Origin of the sequence: Peribacillus sp. NPDC097895, from assembly GCF_050277555.1 — a bacterium.
Classification (GTDB): Bacteria; Bacillota; Bacilli; order Bacillales; family DSM-1321; genus Peribacillus.
Genome location: NZ_JBNNSH010000001.1, coordinates 2,331,814 through 2,346,693, shown reverse-complemented (window position 1 = coordinate 2,346,693; position 14,880 = coordinate 2,331,814). Strand labels below are relative to the sequence as shown.

The following is a 14,880-nucleotide window of genomic DNA, read 5'->3' as shown; positions in this document are numbered from 1 at the left end:
CTGAAAGATGATCAGGTTGATAGGTCAGAGGTGGAAGCGTGGCGACATGTGGAGCTGACTGATACTAATAGATCGAGGACTTAACCAACGCTTTAAAAAAATGAAATACCTTCTTATTATCTAGTTTTGAAGGAACAACGTTCCTGATATGTTTGGTGGCGATAGCGAAGAGGTCACACCCGTTCCCATTCCGAACACGGCAGTTAAGCTCTTCAGCGCCGATGGTAGTTGGGGGTTTCCCCCTGTGAGAGTAGGACGCCGCCAAGCAATATTTATCACATCAATTAGGATTCATAAACCCGTATAAACAGGTTCTAATCCTATCTACGCATTCTAAACCTTAGGATTATCCTAAGGTTTTTTTGTATAAATTCCACAATTCGTTGGAAAGGCTTATTAATAGCATGATTTTGGTAGGGGGCTTCTCGAATGACCAGTAAAGAAGAAATCCTGGACAATAAACAAATTCTTCATTCTTTTGCGAAATGGTTAATGGGTCAAAATAAATCCGATGGTACGATTAAAACCTATGTGGGAGTCATCTCCCAGCTTCTTCAATGGTTTAAAGGTGAGGTGGAAGAGATTGAAAAATCCCACGTCCAAACCTATTTAGATGATATGGAACAGTCAAATAAGAGTGGCGGAACGATTGAAAAACATTATTCAGCCATTACCATGTTTTCCAGGTTCCTTGATAAACCAGAAATCGTCCTCAACATCGATCGTAAAGCAAAGGAAAAGAACGAAGAACCGCCAAAAGCCCTGAACATGCTTGAGCAAGCTGCTCTCCTAAAAGAAATCGAGGCCTCTGGGCATTTTAGGAATATTGCTATTGTCTACACAATGATTCATACGGGTATCCGGGTGTCCGAACTTTGTGATTTGAACCATAGTGACATTCAAAAAGAGGGAGAAAGGCAATATATCCTCATCCGGGATTCAAAAGGTGATATAGACAGGAAGATTCCACTCTCCATGACTGCTAGTGAAAAGATTAGGGTATACAAGGAATTTTTAAATATGGAAACGGAAGCCATCTTCATATCCAGTGTGAATCAGCGCATAACGCCAAGGTCCGTGCAATATATGCTGACTAAATATAATGCGACTCCCCATAAGCTGCGGAATACGTTTTGCCAAACATTAATCGATAAGGGGATAGACCTTCAAACCGTTTCAAAATTGATGGGGCATAAAGATTTGAACATGACCAAACGTTATATAGGAGAAGGAAAAGAAGAATTGGATTCAGCCATTGAAAATACTTTTGATAATTTATAGGATTGGGAATACTTAACGATATACAAGAAGTATTCCTTCATTATATAAGTTCAAATGGCACGGGGGATTTCTTGCTGATGATTTAAAAATAGCATTTCTTTTATAAAGTGTAGGCCTTTTAAAGGACAGATTAAAAAGACTAGGAATTTTTAAGGCGATGATCTCTTTTGGTGAATGCCACCTCCGTTTAGCTACAGAAAAAGCACCATAATATGAGTGCTTTTTTCTTGATTTTTATTAGAAGAACTCGGTGTTATCAATTTATCGTTGATGGCCATAGGGGGCCATAATGAGGAGGATTAGTAGAAAATAGGGGGAAGCAAAAGGGACATTATCTATTTTGAACGATATCATAAAAACGGCCGTAAAGAAGCTGGTACAGGGTTATTTCTACTTGTTCTGACTTTCTTGTTTCCACGTAAGTAAAAAAAAAACTGTAGGTTAGCACCAAAACAACCCTTTGGTAGCCAAGAGGGTTAATAAAAGGGAATTTATTCTATATACTGTTCCAGGTATTGGCCTCACCTAGGGTAGACTAGAAAACATCATGGACTGCTTATTCTACTATTTAGGGTTGCAGGGTTGTTTCTCTTAGTAGTTTCTCGGCTTCAATTATACAAGCACCCTTGTCATGTAGGTATTCAAGTGAGATACCCTTTTTTAATGCTGTTTGTTCAATTAATCTAATTTCATGATACATTGCACCAGACAAGATTCCTTTTTCAATGTTCTTATTTATTTCATAATAAAATCCTGCCAATAATTCTAACGGTAATTCATCGTAAAGGGAACTTTTTTTGTTCTCCATAAAGCACCTCCTCATTCTACCAATAAAACTAGCATACATATTTGTAATAAAATATAAGGGATCTTAAGGGGAGCTTTCAAGTTAGGGAAACCCTGAATTTGACCGAATACAGAGTTTTTTTGTATTTGAATAACATGATTGATGAATCACTGTTTCCTATTCGGAAGAAGCTAGCTGTTGCATAAAATAAGGGATTTCTTCTATGTACTTTCCGGGTATTGGCCCCACCTACGCCAGATACTATGACGGCCACGCATGCCATCCAACCTATTATTATTATTATTATAAAAGAAAGCGCTTACATTGTCAAGGATTTCATATAGAAATATGAGCAAAAACCCTTGGTCATTACTGAGCGTCCTAGAAACACTAATTTATTTCAAGCACAAACAGAAAATCATATAATCTTTGACGAGTTTCTTTATATTTTAATCAATCGTTTGATTAAAATAATTTACCGGATAACCAGTTCGGCATCTATGAAGGAGCGAATGAAACGAAAAAATCGATAAAAGTGATCGCCTTCAGAAGCATTAAAAGAATTGACTAGCTCAACGAATTCTTTTGATAAAATCGAAGTGGATGGCTCGGAAACACTTGATGTTAAAGGAGATGCCTATCAAATAGAGGCAGATCTATTATGGTCGGATTTTAAGAAAACAGGATTAAGGCTCAGGGAGTCAGATGATCAAAAACGCCACGTTGACGTAGGCATTTCTGCAGAAGAAAATTACTCTTATGTCAATCGAGCATTCACAGATCAACCTGACGAAACGAATCAGTTCGTTGAAAGTACTGCACCATTTGATGCCAGTAAGAAGAAGGTTCATTTAAAGATTCTCGTCGATAAAACGAGTATTGAAGTTTTTGTGGATGATGGACAGGCTGCATATTCAAACTTAATATTCCCTCATGCTGAAGATAAAGGAATTACTCTCTTCTCCGAGGGCGGCAAAGCGATCTTTAAGAATGTGAAGGTTACACACTTTGATTCGATTAATTGAACCTCATCTTGGCAGATACCTTTCATATGTGTACACATACATTCTTTTATAAGAAATGACTCTTCAAATATGAACATTTACTAAAAGGCGTACCACCAACATTTCGCGCAAAACATACGTTAAGCAAATTCCGACATAGAAAAAGCACGATTTCTATACGCTAAGACTGTCTTATATGTACTGAAACTTATCTTTGTCATTTTAACTGAAAATAGATAAATGAATGAGTTATTGAACATCAACAGATGAGGAAAATCCTCATAAATCCTTTAGCTATAAGGTGTTAAGAAACTTAAGGTTTTCTGAACAGAACCTTAGCGTATGTTTTCCGCATTTTGCTGGTTAGCCCCTTATCAATTAATTCGGGGGAAATAAGATGACGGTTGGTAAAAGAAAGCAGAATCGATATAAATTTGTATTATGGTCAATGATTATTCCACTGTTTGTATCTATTATTCCACCTTTGCAAGGAAAAGGAAGCATTGCTGTTGCAGAGAAAAATAAAGAATCTATCAAAAATGTAAAAGAATTAAAAGAGTTAGATGAATTAAGAACTGAAAATTCAAAAACGCAACCTATATAACCGACTAACATCATAACGAATACATAGATTACAAGAAATTGAACCTATAATTGCTTGAAGAACCACCTTCATATCGACACTCCTTTTTACTTTTTCTGGCAATAGTTATGATTATGTAACTTAAAGAAAAAGTATAAAAAAAGGTTTGTTATCGAGTAAGTTCTTCAGATCAAAACCCTAGATGGCATCATTTTTCTGCTTCAGCATCCTGCAGGGGCCGTACATTGTTATGATTTTGTTTCATGCTTTTTACCCTTCCATCTCGAGACAATGAGAAGAGAGAGAAGTAAACCAACTAAGTAAAGCACGGAATTACCGATCATATCCCCAAATTTAAATTGGTCATTGATATTTATAGGAATTATGGAAATTATGTAAATAACCGGAATTGATCTATACATAAATGGATGAATGTTCTTTTTGAAGAGTGGAGCCAGCCCTAAAGTAGTTGCATAGTAGGTTATCGTAAGCTGGAAAACATTTGAATCATCCATATCACGAGCAACAAAGACTCAAACCGTTCAAAGATCAAACCGGTGATTTCAAGCATGAGATCAAGGGTCGGCCATATTCTTGTAACTACTCCATCGACGGAAAACGCTCCGTTGACCATAATGACCGTTATTACATAAAAGATCAAAGGTATGGCCGTTCCGATTAGAACGGCTTTTTTATGCAATTAAAGGGGGAAGATAATCCGATAATAAAGAAAATACACATTTACCTAGATTTGGTAAACTCCCTTAAAGCTTTTTTTATATTTTCTAATTTCTGGTGATTTAGTTTCAGCATTCCATGCCCTTCTTGAGTCTTTGGTTTGCCCAGCGAAACTGTATTATTTATGAGTTCATTAAATTCTTCTAACTCTGTTAATTTACGGCCAAGTATTGTTTCAAATTTATTTATCAAAAGCGCAACAGCTCCTGACACATGTGGGGCAGCCATGGATGTACCTGATAAGACGGCAAATTGGTTACCAGGAAAAGTTGATACAACTTTCTCCCCAGGGGCTACTAAATCCACTTCACCATTAGAATTACTAAATCTGGAAATGCGTTCACGCCGGTCAACTGAGCCTACTGCCACAACTTCCGAATATGCAGCTGGATAACTGTACTCGTTTGTTTCGGACTTACCATCGCCTTCATTTCCCGCGGCACACACGACCATTATATTAGATTGGACGGCGTTTATAATCGACGAATGTAAGGCCGGATCATTATCCGGTCCCCCTAATGACATCGAGATAACCCGTACTTTTTCGCCATTAGGACCTGTCCAATTGACAGCGTAATTGATAGCTGACGTAATGTTTTCTGTTGTTCCTTCTCCTGATCCATTTAAAACCTTAAGTACCAGCAACTTGGCTTTAGGTGCTGCACCTACAACTCCAAAACCATTTTCTGCTGCTGCAATGGTTCCGCAAACATGAGTCCCGTGTCCGTTATTATCGGCAAATTTGACAGGATCACCATAATAATCGTCCGTGAAATTATATCCACCAATAATTTGACCAATCAAATCAGGGTGATCTGACTGGCATCCTGTATCGATTACGGCTACTACTATGTTCTCACCCTTAAACCCTTCTCTCCAAATAGAGCGTGCACGAATCATTCTAATACCTCGTGGAACTTCCAAGGTATTTTCTGTTATTCCTTCTACTTGGAAGGGTACTAATTGAACATTTGGCAATTCTAGCCTCTCCCTTCATATTAACCCTAAGACGGGCAGAAACACCTCCTTTTGTAATAACAATTGAGGGGAATCCACACTTAAAACCCGTTTAGGAACGCTGAATCCAATAACATTGATTACAGCCTTTCTTTATCCTATGAATGGAGACAAGCTTTTGCTATAAACCTTAGCTAATTTGATATTTTAGTTTACTAAAACAAAATACATTTAATTGAGATGGAGTAGATATATCACCGTTTACATATTCAGCAATCAGTCGTGATTGTTGAACAACATAGGTAGAAAATTACAAACGCTGTTATATCAAAGCTAAGAGGTTTGTATAATAGGGTCCTCCTACTTGATACGTTGTACAAATGATTGATTTTAAAGGGATTTTAGTATCTCATATACATGTATCAGAAATATTTCTTTCTTTAGCGTATAGAACCTTCATATTGATGATACGCCTAGAAGAGAATTTATACAGCATCAAATAAAAGGGATCTCCTGCTCATTCCATATTGGAAACGAACAGGGGATCATACTTTGCAATCTACATGCATCAAATCACCTCTCTATTTATTTGGCTGCTATTTTTTTGAACATTTCTACATAAGAAAGTTCGCGCTTCTTTTCAGCTATATGATAAGCCTTATCTAGAACCTCTAACGACTCAATAACGGATTTCCATAATTTTAACATGTGAAATTACCACCTTGATTTATTATGTTATGAATGACTGTCATTCATTTCTCTTTTGTTATCTTTTTACGAAGTCGATATTCCTTATTAAAGTGACAATTTATTGGTAATGAGCGAATGAAAGCGAGCGTCATGGGGACTAATCTCATGTTTTTGAAGTTTTTCTTTATTTTGCTCATGTTTTCATATAGATCAATATGAAATTAATAAAAACGTTGGGAAGAAGGCTTTACTAAATGGGAAGGTTCTGGTGCAAATAGGCGGGCCCGATACCGGAAGAGGACTTAGAGAAAATATCCTTTTTTAATTGAATAAATTCATACGTAAACAATAAAAGTGAAAGACGACAAACCTCTTGGTTCCCAAGGGACCTATTGTGGTGTAACTATCTCTAACAGGATGTGCCTTTACTCACTGGGTATGTTTACGGCAACCATTAATCGTATGACTAAAAGAGGTTCGAGCAGACTACGTCATTCCCTATATCTTGCCGTGCTATGCGGCATAAGGAGTTGATAAACAAATTACTTGTTATGTATTATGGTATACAACTCGATAGAATATATTAATTTCACAAAGATATATTGGTTAGTAGGCAAGGGCTCTTTAACATAATGTGGGCATTAGCAAAATGATGCTCACGATCAAAAATCTCATACAGCTATGATGAATCCATGTGTAACCTTGAAATAAAGTTTATTAGTTTGAGTAAAGTATGATTTTAAGAACCGCTTATATATTGTAGTAGTAATAGTGTGCAAGCCAGTACGTACATATATGAGGAATCATTTGTGGGAAAAGAAAAAACAAGAAATGTAATTGTGAAAAAGAAGAAAAAAAGAATATTAAAGTACACAGCAGCTAGGCTTAAATCGACAATTAGATATGCTTAAACAATATCAATGTACGAAGGTCTTAGCAGAGTAAATGTCTGGTAGTGATAACTAAAAGTTTTTAAAGGTTGTGTACGAGAGAGCTTATCAATCTTGTATATATTTGAAAACTAAGGCGTTAAATTAATAAGTCTGAAAGAAAATTTTGATACCAATCCCCCCAAGGTTAGGAGGACCGGAGATTTCAATACTACTACTTCTTAAAAATATGAGGTTGGTCTGTGTTTATGGGAGTGCTTGTATTGGATTTTGCATTACTAGCATCATTTAATGTTAGTTCTTTTGTTTCTGGTGTCCAGGCGTATTAAGTGTTTTTCCTTGGGGCACTTATGTTGGTGACAGGATTAGCCGAACTTCAAAAAGACAGAAAAGGATTTTGGGGGTATATGAATATTGCTATCTCTTTATTTATTTTCTTTGCTTCCATAGGATGCACTAAAGAGACCACAATAAGTGGTCTCTTTTATTTGTTCAAAAAATCAACATTAATGTTTAACAAAGCCAATTTATAAAGCACGCTATTTCAATTATAATCAAGAATCCTACGAGTGCTATATCATTTAGTATCCATGAAATTAACATATTTCACTAAATTCATGGATAGTCTTTTTTACGTACGTGTAAATGTAACGCTTCCGTACAAGGATTTACGGTCCCGGCATTACTACGATTGATTAAACCTTTGGAGCAACAGTATTTAAAGGAACATCTATGGCAGACTCACCATAAGAGGATTAACTATGACTCTACCAAAGTTCAATACTGATACTTCTGGTTTTTTGGTTTATAATAACAACCATCTAGTCTTATGAGGGGGGATCTTATGAATGAATATAATGTAACGGTCAGGAATGGCAGTACTTTAATTTTGTCAGAAATCATTAAAGCTGAAGATGAAAGAGAAGTCCTTGGCACTCTTTTAATTTCCAGTGAATTATTTAATCAACCATTTACCGACATCAGGATTTTAGAACGCTGATTTGTGCCCGCCCGTTCCATTTGTTACACTGTAATAAATCTTTATACGGTAGGCGATATTATGTGTGGACGTTTCACCCTTTTCACTGACATTGAAGAAATAAAAGAACGGTTTGAAATCCAAGGATCATTTGATGAGGAATACCAATACAGTTATAATATAGCACCTTCCCACTCCGTGCTCTCCGTCATTAATGACGGAACTAGGAATCGACTTGGATATCTTCGGTGGGGACTCATTCCTTTTTGGGCAAAAGACGAAAAAGTGGGTTACAAAATGATCAATGCAAGGGCAGAAACCATTGCTGAGAAGGCAAGCTTCAAGAATGCGTATAAGAAGAAACGATGCTTGATAGTCGCTGACTCTTTTTATGAATGGAAGAAGACACCCGAGCGAAAAATACCGATGCGAATAAAACTTAAGAATCATGCTCCATTTGGAATGGCCGGTCTTTGGGAATCCTGGAAATCTCCCGAAGGCATCAGTATCTATTCTTGCTCTGTTATAACAACCGTTCCTAATGAGCTAATGACCAGCATTCATGATCGAATGCCAGTCATCCTTAAACCGGAAGATGAAAAAGATTGGTTGAATCCATCCATTAATGATGCGGCCTATCTGCAGCAATATTTAAAGTCATTCGATTCGGAACAGATGGAAGCATTTGAAGTATCGACTGATGTGAACTCGACTAAAAATAATTCACCTAACCTAATACAACAAATTTGTTGAGAGGTCTTTAGACCTCTTTTTTATATTCATTCCTTCCCAATAAATGGCGATATTAGGTAGTGTAATGTTAATAAAACTTATTTACTGCACTTATAAAAATCCGTTTTTAATCATGTGAAATAATTTTTAACTTAACCTTGCGATAATAGACAAAATGCTGTACTCTTATATTTACTTTTCATTTTGACATTCGATGTCACTTTCAGAGAGTGGACTCGTCTATACTTAGAGTGGTTTCGGCAAGTTTCCAGCCTGCACTATCCTGAGGACATCGTGACATTTGATATTATTTTCACTATATAATGTAAATCTTCTTATCAAGAGAGACGGAGGGACTGGCCCGAAGATGTCTCGGCAGCAGACTTAATAGGAGTGCTGTGCCAAATCCAGCAGGCAGATTCTCGCCTGAAAGATAAGGAGGGTGTTTTTTATAAATTAAAAGACCTCTTCTTGTGTTTAAAAGAAGGGGTCTTTTTTTGCTTACAGTTTTTTAAGCATTCTTCCATGACTGGGATATTATCATCTTTTAATAGGGGGAATTTGCGAAAGCTGTTAAAAGAATAAGAGCTGTGACACATGTCATGGGAAAAATAAAAAGAGGTGTTCATCATGAGTACAAACAATAAAGGGAATCCATGGGCGTTGATCCCATTTGTCGTTTTTCTAATTTTATTTATAGGTTCAGGGGTCATTACAAGAGATTTTTATTCATTTCCTGTGATTGTAGCGATTTCAATTGCATCAGCCGCCGCATTGGCAATGAATCGAAAAGAGTCTTTCAATGAAAAGGTTGAAATCTTTTGTAAAGGTGCCGGGGACTCCAATATTATGTTAATGGTTATCATTTTCATTTTGGCCGGCGCTTTTTCAGAAGTTGCAAATGGCATGGGGGCAGTTGAATCAACGGTGAATCTTGCCCTAGCGGTTTTTCCGCAAAATCTTTTAATGGTAGGGATTTTCATTATCGCTTGTTTTATTTCTTTATCAATGGGGACAAGTATGGGAACGATTGTAGCGCTTGCACCTATAGGGGTGGGAATTAGTGAGCAAACTGACATATCGCTTGCCCTTTCAATGGCCGCCGTTATCGGTGGTGCGATGTTTGGTGATAACCTATCCTTCATATCAGATACGACAATCGCGGCAGTTCGTACCCAGGGCACTAAAATGAAGGATAAGTTTAAGGTGAATTTTTTCATCGTGTTACCTGCTGCCATCATCACATGTGTCATCCTTGGAATGTTAACGATGGGAGAACAAGCCGCCATCTCCCAACATTCATATAATTGGGTGAAGATCCTTCCTTATCTTGGTGTATTGATCACAGCATTGGCAGGAGTCAATGTGTTCCTGGTTCTTACCACTGGAATAGTATTTGCAGGAATTATCGGTATGGCGGATGGCAGTTATAAACTGTTGGATGTCATTCAAAAAACGGGAGAGGGGATGGCGGGAATGTATGAAATCTCTTTCCTGGCCATTTTGATTGCAGGTATGGTGGCTGTCATCAGGCATAATGGCGGCATTGATTATCTTCTCCAAGTCGTGACCCGAAATAGTAAAACAAAAAAAGGCGCTGAATTCAGCATTGCCGGGCTTGTTAGTTTGACGAACCTTTCAACGGCCAATAACACGATTTCAATAATCATTGCCGGACCTCTTGCCAAAAATATTGCTGAAAAGTATGGGATTGATCCCCGTAAATCCGCGAGCCTGCTTGACGTTTTTGCCTGTTGTATCCAAGGGTTAATTCCATATGGGGCCCAGCTTCTGGTAGCGGCGGGGGTAGCAAAGATTTCTCCGATTAGCATCTTGCCATATTCATATTACCCACTTTTAATTGGCGTTTGTGGAGTAATAGCGATCTTGATTGGTTTTCCACGATTTCAGGCGGGAGTAGATGTAACGAAGAAACGTGCTTCTTAAAATGAAACAACCCCCTGAATCATTAGATACAGGGGGTCAAGAACTAAGAGATGTATGGGAGAAGCGGAAGAAATGCAATATAGCCACAGTTTCTCCTTTGAAGACGCGCCAATCCTTGAAACTATTATATATTTAACCGCACAGTGTTTTTTTCACTCGTGCGGTTTTTGTTTTATATTCGGTAAACCAAAGGAGAACGATCCAAGTAACCATTAGTGACTGTTTTGTAAAACCGTACGCATTCACGTTGGTTCACAAATTTAGACCAATATAGGAGTGCATAAAGTCTTATGGTAGAAAAGCAAAAGAGGGTGGTTGTGTCATCTGAAAATGCATTGCGGCAAGGAAAAAATGCAACTCTTCTGCCACAATTGTGAATTATTTAATGTAGTACTAGGCTATTAGTGCTCTTAATTAAGTCGTTTTACGACTTGGAAATACCCTTTTTATATATAAGACACTGATTGATTCTAGTTGTAAAGTTTTTTTCCTTTGCTGATAGGAATATGGATTGTGAATAGTATAAGGAGTCAACTCTAAAGGACGAACCAAATGTTGTGGATAAAGCACTATAGATGGAAAGTACATATTGGGTAGAAAGAGCCTCGTGTCATCGGAGGGCTTTACCTGACAGTAGGAATATTTTTTTGACAAGAGACAAAGATTTTAACTTTGTCTCTTGTGAAATTACCTATTCAAACGAAGATGATTTTGAGTTATTTAAAGATGAAGAAGAGATTTTTATTTTCGAGGGAGAACAGATTGATCATATGTTCTCCCTTATGTTGAGAAGATGTATATTGAAAAAATTCATCATGAATTCGAAGGAGATACTTTTTTTCCAAAAGTTAATTTCAATAAATGGAATGAAATATCTTTTGAAGGGGTTATGAATGACAAACATCCTTATAACTACGATTTTCATGTTTATGAAAGGGCGCTTTTTCTTTATACATCTAACGGTGCAGTCTAGTTTAAGATGATTATCACACCTCCTGGTTAAATAAAATAGAATTAGAATGGATAATGACCGCCTTTAAATTTCAGTCTGTAAGAAATGTTTCAAGAAAGTGACGAGAGGCAGAGGACATATACTGATTTTTCATCCAAACTATGGCAGTCTGCGTAACTAATGATGCTTCTGATATTTCCTTATACTTTAAATCAGCATTTTTAAATAATTCTAGCCAATCTCGCTGAACAATTGCCGTTCCTATGCCTAGGTTTGCCCAGAGTAGAATTGATTTAGTATCATCAATTTTCCCAAGTATATTAGGCTCAAATCCAGCATTTCGACACGCCTGCGTAATTATATTCTCATATCTATTAAGTACAAGTAATGGCTGATCTGCTAGATCAGAGAGGGTTATGGATGATTCATTTTTTTCCCATAATGGTGTGCCAGCTGTCACTGCAACCATAGGTTCTTCAGGCAAGAGAATTGAATCGTAATATTCTGAATTGATGGGAGTGCGAACGATACCAATATCTATTAATCCTTTTTTTAACATATCTAAAATCTCTGGTGTACTACGGTGTTTAATTTGAAAACTAATATTAGGATATAACTGATTGAAGTTATATATTCGTATAGGCAAAATAGCATCGCCAGTAGAGGCAAGCGTCCCAATTCGTAATGTTCCACGACTTCCTTCATCGTAATCCTTCAATTCACTGATTGTTGTTTCAGTTAACTCTATAATCTGCTTTGCCCTGTATTGCAGCCTTTTCCCTACGTCCGTAATTTTTAAATTTCTCGTGTTTCTTTCAAACAGTTTCACCTCTAATTCATCTTCTAACATTTTTAACTGTTTACTAAGTGGTGGTTGAGCCATGTGTAATCGGGCTGCTGCTTTGGTTATACTATCTTCTTCAGCAATAGCTAAAAAATAAATCAGTTGTTTAATATCCATCATAAACATCTCCGACCTTAATTTATTCTAAATGAGTATTAATTCTATATTATTTAGATATTTTTATTATAAATAAATGTTTAGTAAAATAAAACTAATTGTTATAAATAAGGGAGAGAGTTTTATGGATATATTCGTTTCACTTTTAATTATATTTAGTATGCTGATTTTTAGCATCTTCAAAAACATTAACATTTTGTACCCTCTTATATTGGGATTAGGTATCCTATCGTTTCTTTCCTTTAAACGAGGGTTCGATATAAAAGACGTTCTATCAATGGTTTTGAAAGGGGCTTCTAAAACTAATCAAATTTATATTCTTCTGGTCCTATTAGGAGCTTCAACAGCTATTTGGATGGCTTGCGGAACGGTGCCTGCTTTTATTTACTACGGAATTAAGATTATTAACCCACACTTCTTTATTATTTCAGCTTTTATTATTACTTGTGCAGTTTCATTAGTAATTGGCTCATCCTTCGGAACAGTTGGAACAATTGGTATTGTATTTATAATAATGGCTAAAGCAAGCCATATTAATTTAGATTTAACTGCCGGTGTCATTATAACAGCCGCCTATATTGGTGAGAGAAGTTCTCCGTTGTCTTCTAGTGCCAACTTGGTTGCAATTTTGACAGAAACCAATCTTTACGTAAATTTAAAACGAATGTTTTTTACTACAATTGTACCGTTTATCATAGTTATTGGTATTTATCTGATGTTATCAGTGAAGAATCCTCTTCATATTGGTTTTCTTGATACTAGTACTGAACTTCGAGCTTACTATAATTTGAATTCTGCTATTCTAATTCCTGCAATTGTAATTTTATTATTCGTCGTATTTAAAATGGATGTACGAATTGCGTTGGTTGTTAGCATCATTATCGCTTTTGTCGAAAGTATCCTATTTCAGTCTAAATCCGTCGGTGAGCTAATTCATTTTATGATTTTTGGTTATAAAATAGATTCTGCCAGTAGTATCACAGATATTTTGCACGGAGGTGGGATATTAACAATGTTACAATCAATACTGATCGTCATGATCTCATCTTGCTATGCGGGAATATTTGAAGGCACAAACATGCTAGCAGACTTTGAAAATGCCGTGGAAAAAGTCAGCATCAGATTTGGCCCCCTTTTTGCTACAACAGTAACCAGTATCGCCGGCTGTTTCTTTGGATGTAGTCAGACCTTTGCAATCATAACGTCTCATCAATTCATGCAGAAGATTTATGCAAATAAGAATATGGATAAATCTGATCTTGCTCTTGATATTGGAAATACGTCCATAGTTATTGCACCTTTAGTTCCCTGGAATATTGCTGCAACTTTTCCAGCAGCAGTTCTGTCAGTTGGTACAGGATATATTCCATATGCCTTCTTTCTTTATCTAGTACCACTATTTAGATTGATTAGAGTAATTGTCTGGCGCTTTGCAAAGCAGCAATCTATATCGAAGGTTCATTGAATATAATTATTTATATCCATGCCTATAGATTCCACGTTTATCGGGAGCGTTTCTTCATTATGAAGGATCGCTTTTTTCTTATGTTACAAATGGACGGTTTTGTGAAATGAGGGTTCCCACTTGCTCATACTGAAGAGTTAATATAAGGATCTTACATATAGTAAAAAGTGGCATTGCATAAGGGGCAACGATTATTAGGTATACCTAAGATGTTGGGAAGAATCATCAGGTGATACTGGAATTTAAGATGATATAATAAGTAAACATCGAATTCCTAGAGGAAACAAATTATTGCCATTGTATATCTCCGAAAGGGCGTGATGACTACGTCAATTCCATTCGGTTACCTTATTTCTGTGCTTTTTGTCGCTTGGTGCACGTATTACGCAGTAGCACCGAACAACTTCCCTCGAATTTTTAATTCTTTAGGTTCTTACTTTGTGGTAATAAATGAGCTACCGTTCTTTGCACTTTTCTGGTTGATTGGTTCCACTTCGTTAGCCTTTATTGAAGGCGACGTTTATTCTCTGGTTGGGTGGATGGCTTTTGGGATAACAATTTTGGCAGTGGGAGCACTCATAGTGATAATCCATCGGGGATTACAAACTGCTCCTATAGTTAGTCAATCCATGGATTATAGTCTGGGGGAAAAATGGCGAACTTCTCTTAACCCCTTGATTGAACGCCAATTACACAAGAAATTTAATGTCACAGCTTTACTCGGGCCATTCTTTAGAAGACGATACGAGATAGAGAGGATTGCAAACATCAGCTACGGGAATGCAGGTGTGAGAAATCAACTAGATGTTTATCGGCATCGTTATCATCCAACGGACTGCCCCACTTATTGGACTTAAAATATATTGTAAGAATGATAAATTAAGATGTTCCTGTATAAACTAAGGCCGATAATA

General features: G+C 36.7%; 12 protein-coding genes, 2 rRNA genes, 3 pseudogenes and 1 riboswitch. Of the genes and pseudogenes, 12 read left to right on the top strand and 5 right to left on the bottom strand.

From position 1 onward, the window contains the following. From ACQKMH_RS11270 to ACQKMH_RS11260, 3 genes are all read left to right on the top strand, one after another. Positions 1 to 88, top strand: a 23S ribosomal RNA gene (locus tag ACQKMH_RS11270); the annotation flags it as partial. 63 nt (positions 89 to 151) lie between these two features. Continuing rightward, positions 152 to 267 (top strand): 5S ribosomal RNA (rrf, locus tag ACQKMH_RS11265). Between the two features lie 162 nt (positions 268 to 429). Next, complete coding sequence (locus tag ACQKMH_RS11260; RefSeq protein WP_427587460.1) at positions 430 to 1,281, top strand: tyrosine-type recombinase/integrase; 852 nt, start codon at positions 430 to 432, stop codon at positions 1,279 to 1,281. A 568-nt stretch (positions 1,282 to 1,849) separates the two neighbouring features. On the opposite strand, the gene ACQKMH_RS11255 is transcribed toward ACQKMH_RS11260, so the two are convergent. Further along, the gene (locus ACQKMH_RS11255) at positions 1,850 to 2,089 is read right to left on the bottom strand and encodes a hypothetical protein (protein ID WP_427587459.1); all 240 of its coding nucleotides are present in this window, start codon (positions 2,087 to 2,089) and stop codon (positions 1,850 to 1,852) included. 521 nt (positions 2,090 to 2,610) lie between these two features. On the opposite strand from ACQKMH_RS11255, the pseudogene ACQKMH_RS11250 reads away from it, so the two are divergent. Beyond that, positions 2,611 to 3,093, top strand: a pseudogene (locus ACQKMH_RS11250) (GH32 C-terminal domain-containing protein); the annotation flags it as partial. 376 nt (positions 3,094 to 3,469) lie between these two features. Continuing rightward, the gene (locus ACQKMH_RS11245) at positions 3,470 to 3,676 is read left to right on the top strand and encodes a hypothetical protein (RefSeq protein WP_427587458.1); all 207 of its coding nucleotides are present in this window, start codon (positions 3,470 to 3,472) and stop codon (positions 3,674 to 3,676) included. 227 nt (positions 3,677 to 3,903) lie between these two features. Here the strand turns inward: ACQKMH_RS11245 and ACQKMH_RS11240 are convergent. The 3 genes and pseudogenes from ACQKMH_RS11240 to ACQKMH_RS11230 form a co-directional block, all read right to left on the bottom strand. Then, positions 3,904 to 4,346 (bottom strand): annotated as a pseudogene (locus ACQKMH_RS11240) (GerAB/ArcD/ProY family transporter); the annotation flags it as partial. A 50-nt stretch (positions 4,347 to 4,396) separates the two neighbouring features. Further along, on the bottom strand, positions 4,397 to 5,293 hold the full coding sequence (locus tag ACQKMH_RS11235; protein WP_427587457.1) for a S8 family peptidase: 897 nt from the start codon (positions 5,291 to 5,293) through the stop codon (positions 4,397 to 4,399). Between the two features lie 642 nt (positions 5,294 to 5,935). Beyond that, positions 5,936 to 6,058 carry a hypothetical protein gene (locus tag ACQKMH_RS11230; protein ID WP_283902012.1) on the bottom strand — a complete coding sequence of 41 codons (123 nt, stop codon included), beginning with the start codon at positions 6,056 to 6,058 and terminating at the stop codon, positions 5,936 to 5,938. Between the two features lie 1,201 nt (positions 6,059 to 7,259). Here ACQKMH_RS11230 and ACQKMH_RS11225 point away from each other — a divergent pair. The 5 genes and pseudogenes from ACQKMH_RS11225 to ACQKMH_RS11205 form a co-directional block, all read left to right on the top strand. Then, entirely contained in the window at positions 7,260 to 7,463 is a 204-nt protein-coding gene (locus tag ACQKMH_RS11225) for a DUF3953 domain-containing protein (RefSeq protein ID WP_427587456.1), read from the top strand. A 311-nt stretch (positions 7,464 to 7,774) separates the two neighbouring features. After that, a complete protein-coding gene (locus ACQKMH_RS11220; protein WP_155727292.1) occupies positions 7,775 to 7,930 on the top strand; it encodes a hypothetical protein in 156 nt (51 codons plus the stop codon). A gap of 60 nt (positions 7,931 to 7,990) precedes the next feature. Then, a complete protein-coding gene (locus tag ACQKMH_RS11215; protein WP_427587455.1) occupies positions 7,991 to 8,662 on the top strand; it encodes an SOS response-associated peptidase in 672 nt (223 codons plus the stop codon). 311 nt (positions 8,663 to 8,973) lie between these two features. Then, a riboswitch (SAM riboswitch) is annotated at positions 8,974 to 9,081 on the top strand. A gap of 190 nt (positions 9,082 to 9,271) precedes the next feature. After that, the gene (locus ACQKMH_RS11210; RefSeq protein WP_427587454.1) at positions 9,272 to 10,588 is read left to right on the top strand and encodes a Na+/H+ antiporter NhaC family protein; all 1,317 of its coding nucleotides are present in this window, start codon (positions 9,272 to 9,274) and stop codon (positions 10,586 to 10,588) included. A gap of 586 nt (positions 10,589 to 11,174) precedes the next feature. Then, positions 11,175 to 11,561, top strand: a pseudogene (locus ACQKMH_RS11205) (dihydrofolate reductase); the annotation flags it as partial. Between the two features lie 70 nt (positions 11,562 to 11,631). Here the strand turns inward: ACQKMH_RS11205 and ACQKMH_RS11200 are convergent. Beyond that, entirely contained in the window at positions 11,632 to 12,504 is an 873-nt protein-coding gene (locus ACQKMH_RS11200; RefSeq protein ID WP_427587453.1) for a LysR family transcriptional regulator, read from the bottom strand. Positions 12,505 to 12,625: 121 nt separating this feature from the next. Here ACQKMH_RS11200 and ACQKMH_RS11195 point away from each other — a divergent pair, with 121 nt between their 5' ends. Further along, a complete protein-coding gene (locus tag ACQKMH_RS11195) occupies positions 12,626 to 13,966 on the top strand; it encodes a Na+/H+ antiporter NhaC family protein (RefSeq protein WP_427587452.1) in 1,341 nt (446 codons plus the stop codon). A gap of 317 nt (positions 13,967 to 14,283) precedes the next feature. Beyond that, positions 14,284 to 14,823, top strand: coding sequence for a hypothetical protein (locus tag ACQKMH_RS11190; protein ID WP_427587451.1), 540 nt, complete (start codon positions 14,284 to 14,286; stop codon positions 14,821 to 14,823). Positions 14,824 to 14,880: the final 57 nt, after the last annotated feature.